The 17,599-nt window shown below is 50.6% G+C and carries 10 protein-coding genes and 5 pseudogenes; 7 read left to right on the forward strand and 8 right to left on the reverse strand.

Annotated elements, in window-relative coordinates:
- Nucleotides 1–282 precede the first annotated feature (282 nt).
- The 3 genes from NYE85_RS19220 to NYE85_RS19230 all read right to left on the reverse strand — a co-directional run bounded on the left by NYE85_RS19220 (nucleotide 283) and on the right by NYE85_RS19230 (nucleotide 2,177).
- On the reverse strand, nucleotides 283–762 hold the full coding sequence (locus NYE85_RS19220) for a YbjN domain-containing protein (RefSeq protein WP_259006281.1): 480 nt from the start codon (nucleotides 760–762) through the stop codon (nucleotides 283–285).
- Between the two features lie 169 nt (nucleotides 763–931).
- The gene (gene rimK / locus NYE85_RS19225; RefSeq protein WP_259006282.1) at nucleotides 932–1,834 is read right to left on the reverse strand and encodes a 30S ribosomal protein S6--L-glutamate ligase; all 903 of its coding nucleotides are present in this window, start codon (nucleotides 1,832–1,834) and stop codon (nucleotides 932–934) included.
- 40 nt (nucleotides 1,835–1,874) lie between these two features.
- Complete coding sequence (locus NYE85_RS19230; protein WP_259006283.1) at nucleotides 1,875–2,177, reverse strand: YbjC family protein; 303 nt, start codon at nucleotides 2,175–2,177, stop codon at nucleotides 1,875–1,877.
- A 238-nt stretch (nucleotides 2,178–2,415) separates the two neighbouring features.
- Between NYE85_RS19230 and NYE85_RS19235 the strand changes: the two genes are divergently transcribed.
- The gene (locus tag NYE85_RS19235; RefSeq protein ID WP_004965081.1) at nucleotides 2,416–2,679 is read left to right on the forward strand and encodes a GrxA family glutaredoxin; all 264 of its coding nucleotides are present in this window, start codon (nucleotides 2,416–2,418) and stop codon (nucleotides 2,677–2,679) included.
- A 40-nt stretch (nucleotides 2,680–2,719) separates the two neighbouring features.
- Here NYE85_RS19235 and ybjM read toward each other — a convergent pair whose 3' ends face one another.
- Nucleotides 2,720–3,088, reverse strand: a complete 369-nt coding sequence (gene ybjM / locus NYE85_RS19240; RefSeq protein ID WP_259006284.1) for an inner membrane protein YbjM — start codon at nucleotides 3,086–3,088, stop codon at nucleotides 2,720–2,722.
- Nucleotides 3,089–3,399: 311 nt separating this feature from the next.
- On the opposite strand from ybjM, the gene NYE85_RS19245 reads away from it, so the two are divergent.
- The 3 genes and pseudogenes from NYE85_RS19245 to NYE85_RS19255 form a co-directional block, all read left to right on the forward strand.
- Complete coding sequence (locus tag NYE85_RS19245; RefSeq protein WP_259006285.1) at nucleotides 3,400–5,088, forward strand: aspartate:alanine antiporter; 1,689 nt, start codon at nucleotides 3,400–3,402, stop codon at nucleotides 5,086–5,088.
- Nucleotides 5,089–6,198: 1,110 nt separating this feature from the next.
- Entirely contained in the window at nucleotides 6,199–8,286 is a 2,088-nt protein-coding gene (locus tag NYE85_RS19250; RefSeq protein ID WP_259006286.1) for a TonB-dependent receptor, read from the forward strand.
- Between the two features lie 30 nt (nucleotides 8,287–8,316).
- Nucleotides 8,317–8,514: pseudogene (locus NYE85_RS19255) on the forward strand (IS3 family transposase); the annotation flags it as partial.
- A gap of 70 nt (nucleotides 8,515–8,584) precedes the next feature.
- On the opposite strand, the gene tnpA (NYE85_RS19260) reads toward NYE85_RS19255, so the two are convergent.
- On the reverse strand, nucleotides 8,585–9,004 hold the full coding sequence (gene tnpA, locus NYE85_RS19260) for an IS200/IS605 family transposase (RefSeq protein ID WP_259006379.1): 420 nt from the start codon (nucleotides 9,002–9,004) through the stop codon (nucleotides 8,585–8,587).
- A gap of 48 nt (nucleotides 9,005–9,052) precedes the next feature.
- Here tnpA (NYE85_RS19260) and NYE85_RS19265 point away from each other — a divergent pair.
- Nucleotides 9,053–9,392: pseudogene (locus NYE85_RS19265) on the forward strand (helix-turn-helix domain-containing protein); the annotation flags it as partial.
- On the opposite strand, the gene NYE85_RS19270 reads toward NYE85_RS19265, so the two are convergent.
- Nucleotides 9,364–10,377 carry a replication initiation protein gene (locus tag NYE85_RS19270; protein ID WP_259006287.1) on the reverse strand — a complete coding sequence of 338 codons (1,014 nt, stop codon included), beginning with the start codon at nucleotides 10,375–10,377 and terminating at the stop codon, nucleotides 9,364–9,366. The pseudogene NYE85_RS19265 and the gene NYE85_RS19270 sit on opposite strands and share 29 nt — an antisense overlap.
- A gap of 1,099 nt (nucleotides 10,378–11,476) precedes the next feature.
- On the opposite strand from NYE85_RS19270, the gene NYE85_RS19280 reads away from it, so the two are divergent.
- Nucleotides 11,477–13,783, forward strand: coding sequence for a M60 family metallopeptidase (locus NYE85_RS19280; protein WP_259006288.1), 2,307 nt, complete (start codon nucleotides 11,477–11,479; stop codon nucleotides 13,781–13,783).
- Between the two features lie 1,107 nt (nucleotides 13,784–14,890).
- On the opposite strand, the pseudogene NYE85_RS19285 reads toward NYE85_RS19280, so the two are convergent.
- Both NYE85_RS19285 and tnpA (NYE85_RS19290) read right to left on the reverse strand, forming a co-directional pair.
- A pseudogene (locus NYE85_RS19285) lies at nucleotides 14,891–16,966 on the reverse strand (RHS repeat-associated core domain-containing protein); the annotation flags it as partial.
- A 110-nt stretch (nucleotides 16,967–17,076) separates the two neighbouring features.
- Nucleotides 17,077–17,322: pseudogene (gene tnpA, locus NYE85_RS19290) on the reverse strand (IS200/IS605 family transposase); the annotation flags it as partial.
- Nucleotides 17,323–17,370: 48 nt separating this feature from the next.
- On the opposite strand from tnpA (NYE85_RS19290), the pseudogene NYE85_RS19295 reads away from it, so the two are divergent.
- Nucleotides 17,371–17,586: pseudogene (locus NYE85_RS19295) on the forward strand (helix-turn-helix domain-containing protein); the annotation flags it as partial.
- Nucleotides 17,587–17,599 lie beyond the last annotated feature (13 nt).

Consider the following 17,599-nt stretch of genomic DNA (forward strand, 5'->3'; position numbering starts at 1 on the left):
CCTGGCGCTTTATTGATTGACAGCCTGTATGGTCACAAGGTGATGTACCGACCCGTTGGCAGCATCAGCAGCATAACCGCTGCGCAGGTATCGCACCATACGCTAGAGTAAAAAACGCCTTTTATCGATTTTTTATGCATTTTTCTCTATGTTGATACGCCATTAACGGCATAAACGGCGAGAAATATCTGGCTACAGTGGGTAAAACGCAGAATAAATTATGGCGGAGGAATAGTGGGCGACATGCCGTTTGGGCTACGGCATGTCAGTATTCAGCGGGGATCAGTGCAGCATTGTCTGGCGGGCGGTGCCAGCGTTGTTGTCTTCTTCATCGCCCATAAACAGCAGATCGTTCGCCCTGGCTTCCAGGATCACCATCGAAATCTGCTCTTCGCCCTGCTGCATAAAGTGGGCAAACTGTTCCAGCGTCACGCCGACCGCAATGCTCAGTGCCTGGCAGACGATCAGTTTCGGCAGGTTGTCATCCTGAACGTCGACAAACGCCTTGATGGTCAGTGAGCTGGCGTTGATTTGGCTGAGATCGGCCACCAGCGGGATCAGAGCCGTTGGCTTGACCTCTGCCAGCGCGGAAAACAGGATGACGTCATCGACCAGATCAACCTTGGCGTCAAACACGCCGTCGAAATTTTGCATGTGCGGCAGGTGCAGCGCCTGGCAGGAATCACATTCAAAAAATGAGATGCCCAGTTGATCCAGCCAACGTCGTAATAACGCCAAATCAGGGACGATGAGTGAATCCATACGGTACCAGCCTCACAAGGTTCATAAATGCGAAAAGGCGCATAGCTTACGGAATATTCATCCGCGATGCCACGATCAATGCGGCTTAATTCGCTAATGCAATCATTATGAGCGAGAAATTGTTGCCATGCCGGGCGCTGAACGGCAAAAATGCTCGCCGGGTGGCGGGTTAGCCCCCCGATTTAAGCCGAAAGCCCGGCCGGGCACGCCGCTCGATATAATCGATCATCATACCGGCAATATCCAGGCCAGTGGTGGTTTCCACCCCTTCCAGCCCCGGCGAGGCATTCACTTCCATCACCAGTGGCCCGCGTTCGGCGCGTAGAATATCCACTCCGGCAATATCCAAACCCAGCGTTGCCGCCGCTTTCACCGCTACCGCCCGTTCCTTGGCGGTGATAACCACCTTGCTGGCCGTGCCGCCACGGTGCAGGTTGGAACGAAACTCCCCCGGTTTGGCCTGCCGTTCAATGGCCGCCACCACGCGCCCGCCGATCACCAGGCAGCGAATATCCCGCCCCTGCGCTTCGCGCACATACTCTTGTACCAGAATGTGCGCGTTCAGGCCGCGAAAGGCATCAATCACGCTTTCTGCCGCCTGACGCGTTTCGGCCAGTACCACACCAATACCCTGCGTGCCTTCCACCAGTTTGACCACCAGCGGAGCACCGCCAACCAGCGCGATCAAATCGTCGGTATCGTCGGGGGAATGGGCAAAGCCGGTGATCGGCAGATCGAGGCCCTGGCGCGCCAGCAGTTGCAGCGAACGCAGTTTGTCGCGAGCGCGAATGATGGCGACGGACTCGTTAAGCGGATAGCTGCCAAGCAGCTCAAACTGACGCAGCACCGCAGTGCCATAGAAGGTGATCGCCGAGCCGATACGCGGGATAACCGCATCGTAACGATCTAACTGGCGACCGCGATAGTGGATGGTCGGCGCCGCCGGATTGATATTCATGTAGCAGGAGAGCGGATCGATCACTTCAATCGTATGCCCGCGCTCCTCTGCCGCTGTGCGTAGCCGTTTGCACGAATACAGCGATCCATCGCGCGAAAGAATGGCAATTTTCAACGTATTACCCCCAAACGGGCAACTCCCGACGGCACAACGCTCAGTCGCGCGACGGGCGGTCTTTTTTATCTTCCGGCGATGCTTTCCGCCGATCGTTTTCTGGCGGTAAACCGCCGTGCATCAACGGGCCGAACCCCTGCACCACACGCCAGACCAAAAACGCCGCGGCCGGTACCATCAGCGCCACGCCAAGAAAAATCATGCCAACCGCAGCGGTTTGCGACCCCAGCCAGCCCGGCAGCTGAACATAGTCATGAATGCTCAGATACGCCAGTATCAGCATCACCATGCCCAAGCCTTCCAACGCCAATACCGGGCGTGGTAAATCGCCGAATGAACGCATATTGCTCCCTCCTGTCATGCTGCGCACAGTGTAGTGAATTCCCGGCGCTGACAACAGCGCCAGATGACCAATAGGTGGCGTAAATCAGATTAACAGGTAAATCCTGCTTTTTTTTATCGGCCTCTACGGGCATAGTAAGCGCCATTGCACCTGAAGTGATGCGTTGGCTGAGGTCTTTTTTGACTGACGGGATGTCGTTACAACAGCGATAATAGATTGAATAAACGAGGAGTATTTCATGTTTGCAGTAATCTTCGGGCGTCCGGGCTGTCCATATTGTGTCCGTGCTAAAGAACTGGCAGAAAAACTGACTGAAGAGCGCGATGATTTCAACTTCCGTTATGTTGATATCCACGCTGAAGGCATCACCAAGGCCGATCTGGAAAAAACCGTCGGCAAACCGGTTGAAACGGTACCGCAGATTTTCCTCGATCAGCAGCACATTGGCGGCTGCACCGACTTTGAAGCCTATGCCAAAGAAAACCTGAATCTGTTCCAATAAGTTGCTATAGAACAGTAAAAAGGCGCCTCAGGCGCCTTTTTTAATGCCTTCGCGACGGCAAACATGGCTGCAGTAGCGTACGCACCATCAGAAACAGCATGGCGCCAAATGCGCACCAAAACACCGCGCTGATGCCATAAGCCAGTTCCTGCCAGAACGAATACGGCGGTGCCAGCCAAAAATAGCGCATCAACAGACATAACGGCAACGCATACAACGCACCGCGCAACGGCGCCAGCAGACGTTTGGAGATGGACAGGTAACTGCCGATAACCCCGGGGATCAGAAACAGCAACAAACCGGTCTTCCCTTGATGGTGGTCGGCAATATCGCTCTGCTGGCAAAAAAATACCACGCCAAACAGCAAAAAACTGCCAACTACCCCTAGCCAATCGCGATAACCCGCCATAGGTTTACCTCCCTTGCAAAAACAACTGCGGCCAGACCGCAGAAATCGGAACCCACAGCCGGCAAAAACAGTGCGCAGCTGGACTTTTTCCTTGGCTAAAAGAGAGTTAAAGGCAGAAAGGCGTGCAGGATAGCCGCTTTATGCTGGCTGTCGTGCGTCAGAGCGTCTAGAATAAGCCCCGCCGATCGAGGGATCGCGTTATCTTCGCTGATTGGTTTTTTATCGTAATCTATCCCTATATCCCATGGCTGAATTTATCCTTTATAGTCAGCCATATCAAGCACTTACTGGTAAACAATAAGTTATCCTCCGTGAACATAAACGTCGCTAGTTTGTTAAACGGTAACTACATTCTGTTACTGTTTGTGGTACTCGCCCTGGGGCTCTGCCTCGGTAAACTTCGCTTGGGTTCCGTCCAACTCGGTAACTCCATTGGGGTTTTAGTGGTTTCGTTGTTGCTCGGCCAACAACATTTCGCGATTAACACCGAAGCGCTAAGCCTGGGCTTTATGCTGTTTATTTTCTGCGTCGGGGTAGAAGCTGGACCCAACTTTTTCTCGATTTTCTTCCGCGACGGCAAAAACTATCTGATGTTGGCGCTGGTGATGGTCGGCTCTGCCATGGTGCTGGCAATCGGCCTTGGTAAGCTGTTCCACTGGGATATCGGCCTGACCGCCGGCATGCTCGCCGGTTCGATGACCTCAACGCCGGTTTTGGTCGGCGCCGGCGACACGCTGCGTAACACCATTACCAATGGCCCGGCGCTGCTTTCCGCGCAGGATCACCTCAGCCTGGGCTACGCCCTCACCTATCTGATCGGTCTGGTCAGCCTGATTTTCGGCGCGCGTTATCTGCCGAAACTGCAACATCAGGACTTGCCGACCTCTGCTCAGCAAATCGCCCGGGAACGCGGCCTGGATACCGACAGCCAGCGCAAGGTTTATCTGCCGGTGATCCGCGCCTACCGCGTCGGGCCGGAGCTGGTGGCCTGGGCTGATGGCAAGAATCTACGTGAACTGGGTATCTATCGCCAGACCGGGTGTTATATCGAGCGCATTCGCCGCAACGGCATCCTGGCGAACCCGGATGGTGATGCGGTACTGCAAGTGGGCGATGAGATTTCGCTGGTCGGCTATCCGGACGCTCATGCACGCCTGGATCCCAGCTTCCGTAACGGCAAGGAAGTGTTCGACCGCGACCTGCTGGATATGCGCATCGTCACCGAAGAGATCGTGGTCAAAAACAGTAATGCGGTCGGCAAACGCCTTAGCCAGTTAAAGCTGACCGACCACGGCTGCTTTCTCAACCGCGTGATCCGCAGCCAGATCGAAATGCCGATTGACGACAGCATTGTGCTGAACAAAGGCGATGTGCTGCAGGTGAGCGGCGATGCCCGCCGAGTGAAGAGCGTGGCAGAAAAAATCGGCTTTATCTCGATTCACAGCCAGGTCACCGATCTGCTGGCGTTCTGCGCCTTCTTCATTATCGGCCTGCTGATTGGCCAGATAACCATTCAGTTCAGCAATTTCTCGTTCGGCATCGGCAACGCCGCCGGGCTACTGATGTCTGGCATCATGCTGGGCTTTCTGCGAGCCAACCACCCTACCTTCGGCTATATCCCGCAGGGCGCGTTGAATATGGTCAAAGAGTTCGGGTTAATGGTGTTTATGGCCGGGGTCGGCCTGAGCGCCGGCGCCGGTATTGGCCACGGTCTGGGCGCCGTTGGTGGGCAGATGCTGATTTCCGGCCTGATTGTCAGTCTGGTGCCGGTGGTGGTTTGCTTCCTCTTCGGTGCCTACGTGCTGCGCATGAACCGCGCGCTGCTGTTCGGTGCCATCATGGGTGCCCGTACCTGCGCACCGGCGATGGAAATCATCAGCGACACCGCACGCAGCAATATTCCCGCTCTGGGCTACGCCGGCACCTATGCCATCGCTAACGTATTGTTAACCTTGGCGGGTTCATTAATCGTGGTGCTATGGCCGGGAATTCTCAGCTGACAGTTAAGAAAAAGAAATGGGTTAACGCAAAATATTTTTGAAATTTTTGTCATCAGGCAGAACTTTTTGCCTGGGGGGCAGTCTGAATTAGTGCCACTGCTTTTCTTTGATGTCCCCATTTTGTGGAGCCCGATAATCCCGCCTTTTTAGGTTCAAGATTATCGGGTTTTTTGTTGCCTGAAAAAATACCATTTCAATATAAAACAATGACAACCACTAAATCTCGCAAGGGCGCAAAGTGGCGACAGCCATTTTGCCGGTTCGGGGAAAAGCAATCCGCTTCGTGCGCTATCAACCGCCAAACGAATAAGCAAAAAGCCGCCATACTTGAACTGACCTCTTAAAGTTGAACGGTTTATCAGGCGGCTATCTGAGCCTGGGTTCGGTACCCTACCGGACGCTGACCTTTTAGTTTCTATTTTATTCTTTCATGATTGTAATATTTGATTCACACGGCCTGACAATACGCCTCACCCTACCGGACACGGCAATGGTTTTTGGCGACGGGGGATCGCCTGATGCAGCTGGACAGGTTGCATAACGGTAAGGCTCCTGTTCGGCGTGAAAGAAGGGACAGCGCACAGGCTTCTGACTTACCTGCGCTGGCGGTATCCAGATCGGGGGAGTATGGGTATTTCTCCGCCTTCAACGAAGAACGGCACCCCGAGTCATTTAAATCGATATGTTGTGATTAATGCAGGTCATTAATCCGTGCTCAGGATGCTAATACCAGCATGAAGTCTTGTAATCAGCAAAAGCGGCTCTTTGGACCATGTGTGGCAAGTAGAGAAACAGCTGATGTTTACTTTCCCCTGAAAACAGCGCGGCAGGCAACTGAAGAAAAAGCTCCCCCCTGGCACCGGTTCCCCCTCTAACATTTTTTTACCCACATACCGCCCGGCGAGCGGCTATGCCCGGGAAATCCAGGCGGCAAAATTGGTCCACGCACGCTATACCGCGCTTGCTATTTGAACAAATGTAATTAATTGTCGAAAAAAGTAATTAAACAGTCAGCTTTTGAAAATAGTAATGATAATTATTTTCATTATCAGGCAATGAAATTATCTTACGACCCATGGATGCTTTTTAAACAACAAGGGAAGTTTGATAATGCGTATAAAACTAACAATTTCATCTCTGTTACCCGGGCTTTTGCTCACCAGCATAGCAGCTCAGGCTGAAGACGTTATGGTCGTCACCGCCTCCGGATATGAGAAAAAAATCACCAATGCCGCCGCCAGCGTTTCCGTCATCTCCCAACAAGAGCTTCAGGCCAACAAATACAACGATCTTGGCGAAGCACTCCGCGCCGTTGAAGGAGTAGACGTTGAAAGCAGCACCGGCAAAACCGGCGGGCTGGAAATCAGTATTCGCGGTATGCCAGCAAGCTATACCCTGATTCTGATCGACGGTGTACGCCAGAACGGTAGCAGTGACGTTACGCCAAACGGCTTTTCCGCGATGAACACCAGCTTTATGCCTCCCCTCACGGCAATTGAACGCATTGAGGTGATCCGCGGGCCTATGTCTACCCTTTATGGCTCAGATGCCATCGGTGGTGTGGTCAATATTATTACTAAGCAAAGCAGCGATATCTGGAGCACATCGATCAATACCGGCATCAATTTGCAAGAGAGCCGCAGGTGGGGAAACAGCACGGTGGCCAACTTCTGGTCAAGTGGCCCGCTGGTACCTGAGCTCCTGGATATGCAAGTTCGCGGCAGTACGACTCAGCGCCAGGGTTCCAGCATCACCTCATTAAACGACACGGCCGTTACCCGGGTGCCGTACCCAACAGAGGCAGAAAACTATAATTTTGGCACGCGCCTGGATTTGAAAACCGGCGGCAGTGACACAATCTGGCTGGATTTCGATACCGCCAGCCAGCGCTACAACAATAACGATGGTCAGCTTGGCAGCCTGACCGGCGGGTATGACAAAACCCTACGCTACCAGCGCCAGAAGGTCACGCTGGGCCATAATACGACACTGCCGATCGGTATCTGGAAATCGACTCTCAGCTGGAATGAAACCACCAACAAAGGCCGGCAGTTGGCGGCCGCATCGCTCACACCCGCTAAAGCCTCGCTGGCAGGTAACCCCCGCGAACTCAAGAATACCAACGTTATTATTGATTCTCTCCTGTTAACCCCGCTGGGGGATGCACACCTGCTGACGCTTGGCGGGGAGTTCTGGGATGCCAAAATGAAAGATGGGGTGGTCCTAGCGAATTCCGGTAAGTCCTTCCACCAAAAAAGCTGGTCTGCCTATGCGGAAGATGAATGGCGGATCGTGGAACCACTGGCACTGACCGCCGGCACACGTTATGAGCATCATGAGGTCTTTGGGGGCCATCTTAGCCCGCGCGCCTATCTGGTCTGGAATATGGCGGATGACTGGACGCTTAAAGGCGGGGTAACAACCGGGTATAAAGCACCGTCTCTCAGCCAGCTGCACAGCGGTATCAGCGGTGTCACCGGTCAGGGAACGATTAATTCGGTTGGTAACCCAGACCTGAAACCGGAGAAAAGCACCAGTTTTGAAGCCGGGCTGTATTATGAAAACAACGCGGGATTAAACGCTAACATTACCGGCTTCTACACTGATTATCGCAGCAAGATTGTCAGTTACGCTATCGACGACCATACCCGAAGCTACACCAACAGCGGAAAAGCCCGTACCGATGGTATCGAGTTCGCGACGTCATTCCCGCTTTGGTCCGATATCTGGAATTTGTCCCTGAATTACACCTATACTCGCAGCGAACAGCAGGATGGGGATAACAAAGGTGCGCCGTTAGGCAACACGCCAAAACACGTAGCGAATACCCGTCTCAGCTGGCAGGCTACAGAGACGATGAATGCCTGGCTTAACGCGCGTTACCGCGGTGCGACACCACGCTTTACACAAAACTATCAGAATCTGAGTGTTGTACAGAAGAAGGTCTACGACGATCGGGGTGCTAACCTGAAAGCCTGGGCCGTGCTCGATATGGGTCTGTCTTATAAAGTGACTGATGCGCTGACGCTGAATACGGCGGTGAACAACCTGCTCAATAAAGACTTCAGCGATGTCACCCAGTATAGAGCGGGTCGCTCGACGACCTACGCTGGCGACTATTTCCAGACTGCACAGTCCACAACCGGTTCCGTCTTGCCGAAGCGTAATTACTGGCTGGGCTTAAATTATCAATTCTAACCGCCTTCCTCTCAGTTCCTTATGTAAACAGGGAACTGTCTGGATAATGCCGTGGCGGAAAGCTTCTTCGGCACGCTGAAATCGGAATGTTTTTACCTGAGGAAGTACAGCAGCGTGGCAGAACTCAGGAAAGCGGTGGACAGGTATATCCACTATTACAACCATGAACGGATAAAAATGAAGTTAAAGGCCCTGAGCCCGGTGGAATACCGGGCCCAGGCAATATAATTTGTATCTGTGATAATAACCGTCCAGGTTTATGGGGTCAGTTCAATTTCGGGCGGGGATATAAAGGGGGCTAATCAGGGGTTTTCTGCGAGGCAACATACGCTTTCAGAGTTTCGATTGTTGCGCCGCCAGCACTACAGGCGAAATAGGCGCGTGACCAGAGCACTCCACTATTACTTGCCTTGCGTAAATTTGTGTTCAGAATGCGCACTCGGCGACTGCTGATCGACTTCAGGTTGTTCACCAGCACGCTTACCGCCAGTTTTGGCGGGTAGGCGACCAGTAGGTGAACATGGTCTGCTTCACCATCCATCTCCAGGATCTCTATTTCCAGCTTTTCCGCTGCCGATATGAACGCCTCGCGTATTTGCTGGAGCATCATGCCGTCGAAAATCTTACGGCGGTATTTCGTCGTAAAGATAAGGTGTACTACCCGCTTACTGATACTGTGTCTGCGGGAGAGGTATCCCTCAAATTCTTCATGCACAATCTCATTCAAAATATTACATTGACTGCATTCTAGCCATGAGCGCTGAAAATGAAAAGAGCGACTAAAGTACGCATTTATCCCGACGCGGAACAGACGGCATTCTTAAATGCGCAGTTTGGCGCGGTGCGTTTTGCGTACAATAAAGCCCTGCATATCAGCCGCTATATGTATCAGCATCGCGGTGTATCTCTAAAGGCAGCACGGGACATAAAGCCCCTTCTCTGGCTATAGCCAATAAATCCCGTCGTTACGGCTGGCTTAAAGAGTACGATTCACTGGCATTGCAGCAAGCCGTGATTAATCTGGATAAAGCATTCGCCAACTTTTTAACAAGAAACTCAGAGCCAAAAAGCCGACGTTTAAGAGCAAGCGCGGTAAACAATCAAGTTAGCAGTCACCATGACGTTGTGTCGGAGTTTAATGGCCTCCAGTGTCTTTTTTTCCTGCTCACTGTGCCCTATTTTCTTATACCAGCCCGCTAATTTTCTTAAGTCGGGTACACTCACCTTCTCATTAGGATCATAGGCATCCAACTGAGACATATATTGGGTCATCAGCGAAATACATTTTCTGGCCCATTCCCCTTCAGCAGCAGATCCCGCCGTTACATGAGGGCGACGAGGAAGACGTGGTCGCATCGGTTTTGTTGCTTCTGGTGCAGACTCATCAACATAGGTAAATTTGATAGCATGCACGGAACGGCCTATCTTCACCGGTTCCCAAACCACCGAGATATCTGTCGAGGCATTGATGCGATCGAGAGAGGGTTGCAGCAGTTTTTGCCTGAAGTCCCGATAATCCTGATATTTGCCTTGCAGATTAGCCTTTTCGCGCATCCATTTGACCTCAAGAGTGACTTCGATGGTCCCCTGACTCCTATACCGAGTCAGGTTACGCGCCTTCACCAGCCAGCTGTAAAGACGGATCGAGAAAGGTGTATCCAGCCTGGTCAGGTTTATGAAGTCCAATTTGGTAAAGCTTTCTTTGAGCTCAAATAGATAGGGGGCAACATCCTGTCCAAAACGTAGTACCACTGCACTATGGTCATCATTGTTGACATACTCAAGACGCGAAAACCAGGAAAGTTGAACAGTTCTGACTTTTCCATTCCTATCTTCTTTGTAGATTGTCACCGGTTTTTTCATCAAGCTGTCAGCCGCATCGCGTAATTGGCGGTGTCTACTGGTCGGGTTGACGCCGTAAATACGTTGATAATCACGAGGATAGAGCGTGTACAACATATCCGGTTGCGGCTTTCTACTATCAATTTGCGCAAGAGCAAGGTTCAGAAGACGCATTTCGTCCAGAGTTACACCATAGGCGCCTTCAAGAAGATCATTCCCCTGCACTACAGTCAATGTGTCATGTTTCATTCTTCCTATCCATAATGTGGAAAATATATAAACTATTCCCCATTTGTGATGGGAGAGTAAATCATCATCACATCGTGATTTATGATATTACTCACAACAAGCTTATCTGCAGCAGGAAATGTCTCCACCTGTATTCCTGGCGACAGTGTCAGGGTTCACAGTGACATCAAGACAGCACTGATGCACTTTTACTGCAAACAAACAGGAAAAATGTCCACTTAAAGGATTGTCTCCCAAACATTTTCTCCTTCCATTTATCCAGAAGGGTGTGGAGTAGCGACAAGGGACAAAACAGCTTGTATACATAATAAGCTATCACTATGGCAAATTACCTGAACATGAAATCACTCCACCCTTCTTGGTTACCAAGCAGGTAATTCCTCCACTTTTACTTGCCGCGTGAACAAGAGCGGACTTACTGATGACGTCAATTCATACAGGAAAACACTCCACATAATCATTGAAGAAACAGGAAATTCTTCCACTTTCATTTGTTACTTCACCCACCACATCCAATAGCTCTCGTGCTTAACAACAGGAAATGTATCCAACTTTACTCACTGTCAAGTACATAAAATCATTCCATCTATCACTCATTTGTATCAGGAAATATTTCCACCTACCCCGGCTGCTAGACAGGAAATTACTCCACGGATGGAAGTAAACTGTTGTACAGTAATGCAAGTTGCAACAGAAAAAACCTCCACCTATGTGTAACGGCTCGCAATCGAAATCCCTTCGACTCGCAATCAATGCAAATTTCGGCTCACATTAAGTGATAATGGGCTCGCATTTGCCCTGCCCGGCTCGCAATCCATTCCACCCGGCTCAAAATAACTGCAAATAAACTTTGTCATATCGGCAAACCGACCGCAGCATCCCGTTTACTCCGTTTATGGTCATGGTCATGGTCATGGTCATGGTCATGGTCATGGTCATGGTCATGGTCATGGTCAGGCCACTGAAAAGGCGCTTTAAAAAATTTCCTGATCGTGAACCAGCTATTGATTTACCATAATTAAGGCCATCAACTCGAAACGTTCACGACCCGCTGGGATGATCTATATTTAAAGCGTCAAACATCCTTCAGGTGAATTTTATGATGTCCTCTAACAAACTGATACAACGTGGTTTACCTTTCGATATTGCAAAAAGAGATCACCGGCGCTGGTTTAGTCCTCATCCTACACAGTCTACCGGGCTTTGGTGTGAAGCCGGGGACAGTCTGGAGATAGTCTGTCATTACAACGGTGACATGCCTTCATCTGCACCGGAGCTGTGGATATATCCGGTGACGGAATCCGCTGATGAAGAGAGTAAATCCCGTCAGTCAGTTCAGCTGGATTTTGGAACTCAGCGTATTACGGCCAAAAATCGTGGGATTATCTATTTTGCTGCCCCCAACTTTCCTCTGGATTCAGAAATTTATGCTCAGGTAGTCAGTGGTGCCCGCCAGATGCCGCGTTTTGTATTAGGCCTGGATACTCAGCAAACCTGGAACCAGGCACTTGAGGATTTTAGCTGTGCCCCCTATGGCGAACTGGTTGGTCAGAGAATGATTGTTGCTATGCCGCTATGTGTGCTTAAGGAAAATATCGATAATCCTCAAAAAGTGTCCGAGCTGTGGGATAAAATTGTATCGCTGGCGGAGGAGTGCTATGGCCTGCACGCAAATTATCCTCGTCCCCATCAGGCCACACCATTTCAGTATATTTTTGAGACTAAGCCTTCTTCGACTGGAGGCTATATGTCTGCGTCGAACGCCTGGCTCGGAACCAATCTCAATGGCGCGTACTGCGTTTGCAACAGCCGGGATCTGACAGAAGACGGCTGGGGCCCCTGGCATGAGCTGGGGCATCATTATCAGCTGGACGATGTGCGCTGGGATGGACTGGGGGAAGTGACGGTCAATATCGTATCACTCTACGTACAGAGTGCGCTGAATGGAAGAGCAACCCGGTTGGACAGTATTTGGCCAGAGCTCTTTGAATACTTTAAGGAACATGACAAAGACTACAGCAGACTGGGGTTGTTTCATCAGGTTGCCATGTTCTGGCAGCTTACCCTGGCATTCGGGAGGGATTTTCATGCCCGACTCGGACAACGTTATCGCATCCTGAAAGCAACAGAACGCCCGCGGAACAGTAATGAAAAAATTCAGCGATTTATACTGGAATGCAGTCGGGTATCTGGTTTTAATTTATTAACGTTTTTTGAACAGTGGGGGCTGCCGGTGCTTCCGGAAACGGTGCAGGAAATAAACAATATGGAGCTGCTCGATTTAACGAAACCCATATGGAAAAATACCGACGAAAAGCCAGCTTACCAGTTCTCTCTACAGGAGCAAAATATTACCGGACAGATTAATATTCCAGAACATATTCATGAGAATGGGATTTTTGATGTATCAGTTATTGTCACAAATAAAAATAACAATACGTTAAGTTACCAGTGGGAAATACCTGAAGGATTCTCTTTTTTATCTTCTCCTGAGCATCAGAGTGTTACGATTTCCGTACCACCAGATGTTATACACAACAGCTCTGCGTTGATCCGAGTTTTTGTCCGTAATTCTGACGGACGTGCGATGACTCTCGGTGGTAAATTACACCTTAAAGTTACAGGAGAGAGAGAAATACACTCAGGAGAGTACATAGATATTGCAATAATGAGAAAATATAACACAGACAAACTACATTCGTGGTCTGACTCTCGTCAGGGGAAAGTCGGTGATATCTATCTTGGTGTATGGAGTGATGGTAGTCGTGAATATTTTCGTTTAAAGAAAACACCGTACTGGTACTTTCCTACCGATCATAAAGATAATTCCTGGTGGGAATTTCTTTTTAAATACACAGACCAGTATTTTTTGGATAATACACATCATGCCGATATTGTAATCAAAAATAATCATTTATATGAATTTCTCTTTGCACCGATAAGTCAACAATTATTCCTTGAAAAAATAGGCGCATTGTCAATATCCGGCGGAGAGATCACGACCAATCTTAACGAGGAACTTTTCCATGCTGCGGGAAGATACATTGTGGAAGTGTACAACAGGAATGACATTCAAAGTAAAGCGAGAGTCATCCTGGAAATACTGGAAACAAGCATCGTATTACAAAATACCCGTGTCGTCGGTGCAGCCGGATACCCAATGAGCAATGAGATGTTCCTGCAACGAACAGGGGCGACCACCCTGGATGGCAGTTCTATTACCCTCACCCCAGAACCTGCTGATTGTATTCATAAAGGGCATTACCTTATTGTATTAAAGGCCGGAAAAAATAATCAGTATACTTGCAATGTTATATATGACGTCATTTCACTAATACCACCGCACCGAACCCACCGTCTATGGGGCCAGGATTCGGATGAGACGTGGTGTGGAACAAAGGATTAATATCTTCCTGGAGGGGAGTAAAAAACCTGACTGTGCCCGTTTAAAGAACGGGCAATCAGACATAGCTGTCGTGTAATAAGGGTAGGCCCAAAAAAACAATCCTGTGAAACAGTTTTTCTGTCTCAATTTGGTGGTTTTTTGTGGTATCCCAAAAAAATACGATAAACTCCTTGAGATATCGCCGATCCATTTGAATCGGCGATATCAATTTTATAAATAGTTCTTCAGCGGCCATTTATCAAATTATAATTTCCTGAATGGACTGAAACCTCTTTTTTCTCGATCTTTCTTCCATGATTGATTGCTACGACGATATGATGAATCTGGCGCATCAAGTTGTTTAATAGCTTCTCTTAAAACAGTGAACTCATTTCTCTGAGACGGCGTTAATTTTCTCTGGAGTCGATTGTTTTTATCTGTGTAGAATTGCATATTTTCAGCTGCGGCTGGGGCAGTGAAATTATTTAATGTATATTTAGCGGCTATAATATTTGCTTCTAAAATAGCACTAATAGGATTATCGGTGTTAGCAGAAGCTAACTCTGACTTCAATGCATCAATAACTACTTCTCTTCGTAAGAGATCTTGACTTCCATGATTTCTCCCATTGGTACTATAAGTGAGAGTAAGTGATGATGTAGGATGTTGCATTATTTCTTCAACCATCCCGTTACTATAATTATGACCTGAGAATTCAGTCGGAAGTCGGGTTAGTGACAACTGCCTGAAGGTCTCCTTAGCCAGTGTCTTGTGTTCAGCACTTCCTGAAGAAAGTTCTTGCCCCATTCCACTGAAAATAGAAAAAACCGTTTGTGTTGACATCAATTCATCTTGCCCAGGGTTCGCACTGCGATACGCCTTAGCAAATTTTTTCTTATTACCTTCTATGGCAAAATCAAAGGCTGTTGATAAGATAACTTCATTATGAATGGGAAGCTTAGAAACTTTAAATTCACTAATCAGATTATTATTTTTATCTTTTATTTTTTTTATCCATGCCTCAGTAGTGTTTTTATTTAGCTTGACGATTTTTCCTCCAATAATTTTCCCTGCCTCTACTCCCTCTTTTTCTAGCGTCGCATGACTTATTTTGGGTGTAGGCGCCTGTCCATCAGGATCCAGCAACGAAACAGGATTATTCCTTACCATCCTGAACAGGTTAAGCCCGTCCACCGTGCCCGCCGGATCTGCGCTCAGCCAGCGTCCCACCCACGGCTGATAGTACCGGTACCCGTAGTAATACAGCCCTGTGGCGTCGCGTTCCTTACCCGAGTAGCGCACGGTTCTGTAATTCACTTCCGACTGACTGCGCGCCGTCAGAACGGCCGTTCCGCCGTACGGATAGTACTCCTCCATGCTGATGACGTTCCCGTCACCGTCTAGCTCCAGCTGACTGCTGCCGATCAGGTTATCGTAGCTGTACCTTACCTGGCCATTACCGATGCCATCCGGCCTGCCTGATGTCCAATGCAGCACCCGTACCTGCGCACGGCCTGCTTCGCCCACGGTTATCACCTGCAGGCCTTCCGTTTCCGTATCCCCGGACTTTGTGTTCCTCAGCTCCAGCCCTGGCAGGTACAGCGTCTGCTGCGTCTGCGCGCTGCTACCGGTTTTCTGCGTACTGACCTTCAGTACGCGCTGGCTGCTGCTGTCATACCGGTAGCTTTCATGGTCGGACGCATCGCCATCACGCATCACCGGCGTCACTTTCAGTAACTCGTTGCGCGGCGTCCATGCGAGGCTCTGGCCCGGCTGCAGCTGTGTCTGCTGTCCGCCCGCCGTAAACAGCGCGTCCACGTCTGAGGGATTTTCCGTCAGCGTGCTCAGTACGCCCCGGTTGCTTTTATCGGAGACGGTGATATTTGTGGTGCAACTGTTGTTTGTCGCGGGGGCTCTGTGCCTTATTTGCGTCAGATTGCCGGCTTTATCATAGGTGTAAGTACGGGTGTAACTGGTATATGCAGAACTGTCGGTGGGGAGGGGAACGGAGGTGGTGGGCAGGCTACTGCCCAGCTGACCGGCACTGGCCAACTCGCGCCCGGTGGCGCTGACCAGCTGGTACAGGCTGTCGTAGACGTACGTGTTTTCCGGTACCACTTTCTGGTTTCGCCAGAAGCGGGTCTCTTCCGCGTCGTTGGTGATTTTCAGGACGTTGCCCACCGGGTCATATTCATAGCGCAGGTCCTGCAGTATCTTCTGCCCTGACTTATGCCCGGTAGGACGTTCCGTTTTAATCCCGACAAGGCGCTGCGTCTCCGGCTCGTATGAGTACGTGGTCACCACGCCGTTGCCGTGTACCTCGCGCAGTTTCTGCCCGGCGGCCGAATATGTCAGGGAGGCGACGATAGTCTGCTCTTCTTTTCCGCCCGTCACCGTCAGCCAGCTGCCCGACAGCAGGCCCGCCACGTCGTACGCCACCCGCTGCAGGTTGCCTTTTGCATCCGTGGTAGTGAGTACCGCCCCGGTGGCGTCTGCCGTGGTCCGGGTGGTATGCCGCTCACTTTCATCGGCGAGGAGGTCGTTCCACGCAGAAGCGTTGGTACCCTGCCAGTCGGCCGTAACGTCGGGATTGTCCGCCTCCTTCAGCAGGAGGCGGGTGACCGAGAGCGGCACGCCGGTCAGCGCCACGCTGTCCGTCTGAGTCAGGCCCGCCGTATCGTAGTGGCTGACGCATATTCCTGCCAGGTTCAGGGCTTTCTCCGCATCGGTATTGCCGGCATAAACGAAGCGCTCCGCGATGCGGGCGGCTTCGCCGCTGACCTGTTCAGTAATGCTCACCGGACGTCCCGGCAGTTCTGCATGTTCATACTGCCAGGTACGTGTCACCGCCTGACTTCTGTCCTCCGTACCGTCATCAGCGGTGCGGATATTGCTGACTGCGATAAACGGCCGTCCCGCGGCGTCGTTCAGGCTGACGGTGGTGCCGTTATCCACGCCCTGCGAGCGCAGCACGTTGCCGGCCAGGTCGGTGAGATACGTGAAATTCGCCAGTCCGGCGTCGTGTAGACGCGGGTCAGCACTCTGCATCAGAAAGCCGCGGGCATCGTACTGATGGCGGGTGATGCGCTCACTGGTAACGTCCGGGGAGCCGGGATGGCGGTGGTACGCGATATCGCGTACGGTCAGCCCCCGGTTGTCGAGGACCGTGACCGTCGGGGTTTTGCTGAACAGTGATGTGCTCATGTTAGTTTCCTGTTTATGTTATGCAGCCGGTTAGGCTGCAAAGAAAATCATACAGTAATAAGGATAATTTCGCCTGAACGGGCGCTGTCAGGGGGGATGGAGAAAGGCGCTAGCACGCTTACCGCCAGTTTTGGCGGGTAGGCGACCAGTAGGTGAACATGGTCTGCTTCACCATCCATCTCCAGGATCTCTATTTCCAGCTTTTCCGCTGCCGATATGAACGCCTCGCGTATTTGCTGGAGCATCATGCCGTCGAAAATCTTACGGCGGTATTTCGTCGTAAAGATAAGGTGTACTACCCGCTTACTGATACTGTGTCTGCGGGAGAGGTATCCCTCAAATTCTTCATGCACAATCTCATTCAAAATATTACATTGACTGCATTCTAGCCATGAGCGCTGAAAATGAAAAGAGCGACTAAAGTACGCATTTATCCCGACGCGGAACAGACGGCATTCTTAAATGCGCAGTTTGGCGCGGTGCGTTTTGCGTACAATAAAGCCCTGCATATCAGCCGCTATATGTATCAGCATCGCGGTGTATCTCTAAAGGCAGCACGGGACATAAAGCCCCTTCTGGCTATAGCCAAAAAATCCCGTCGTTACGGCTGGTGTCAACAACGGGTAAAAAGTG

Origin of the sequence: Serratia sp. AKBS12 (genome assembly GCF_024793895.1) — a bacterium.
Classification (GTDB): domain Bacteria; phylum Pseudomonadota; class Gammaproteobacteria; order Enterobacterales; family Enterobacteriaceae; genus Serratia_F.

Bases quoted from the DNA above. Each gene is read 5' to 3' on its own strand.
- NYE85_RS19235 (WP_004965081.1), top strand. From the start codon at position 2,416: ATGTTTGCAGTAATCTTCGGGCGTCCGGGCTGTCCATATTGTGTCCGT.
- NYE85_RS19230 (WP_259006283.1), bottom strand. From the start codon at position 2,177: ATGCGTTCATTCGGCGATTTACCACGCCCGGTATTGGCGTTGGAAGGC.
- NYE85_RS19250 (WP_259006286.1), top strand. From the start codon at position 6,199: ATGCGTATAAAACTAACAATTTCATCTCTGTTACCCGGGCTTTTGCTC.
- NYE85_RS19220 (WP_259006281.1), bottom strand. From the start codon at position 762: ATGGATTCACTCATCGTCCCTGATTTGGCGTTATTACGACGTTGGCTG.
- NYE85_RS19270 (WP_259006287.1), bottom strand. From the start codon at position 10,377: ATGAAACATGACACATTGACTGTAGTGCAGGGGAATGATCTTCTTGAA.
- NYE85_RS19280 (WP_259006288.1), top strand. From the start codon at position 11,477: ATGATGTCCTCTAACAAACTGATACAACGTGGTTTACCTTTCGATATT.
- ybjM (WP_259006284.1), bottom strand. From the start codon at position 3,088: ATGGCGGGTTATCGCGATTGGCTAGGGGTAGTTGGCAGTTTTTTGCTG.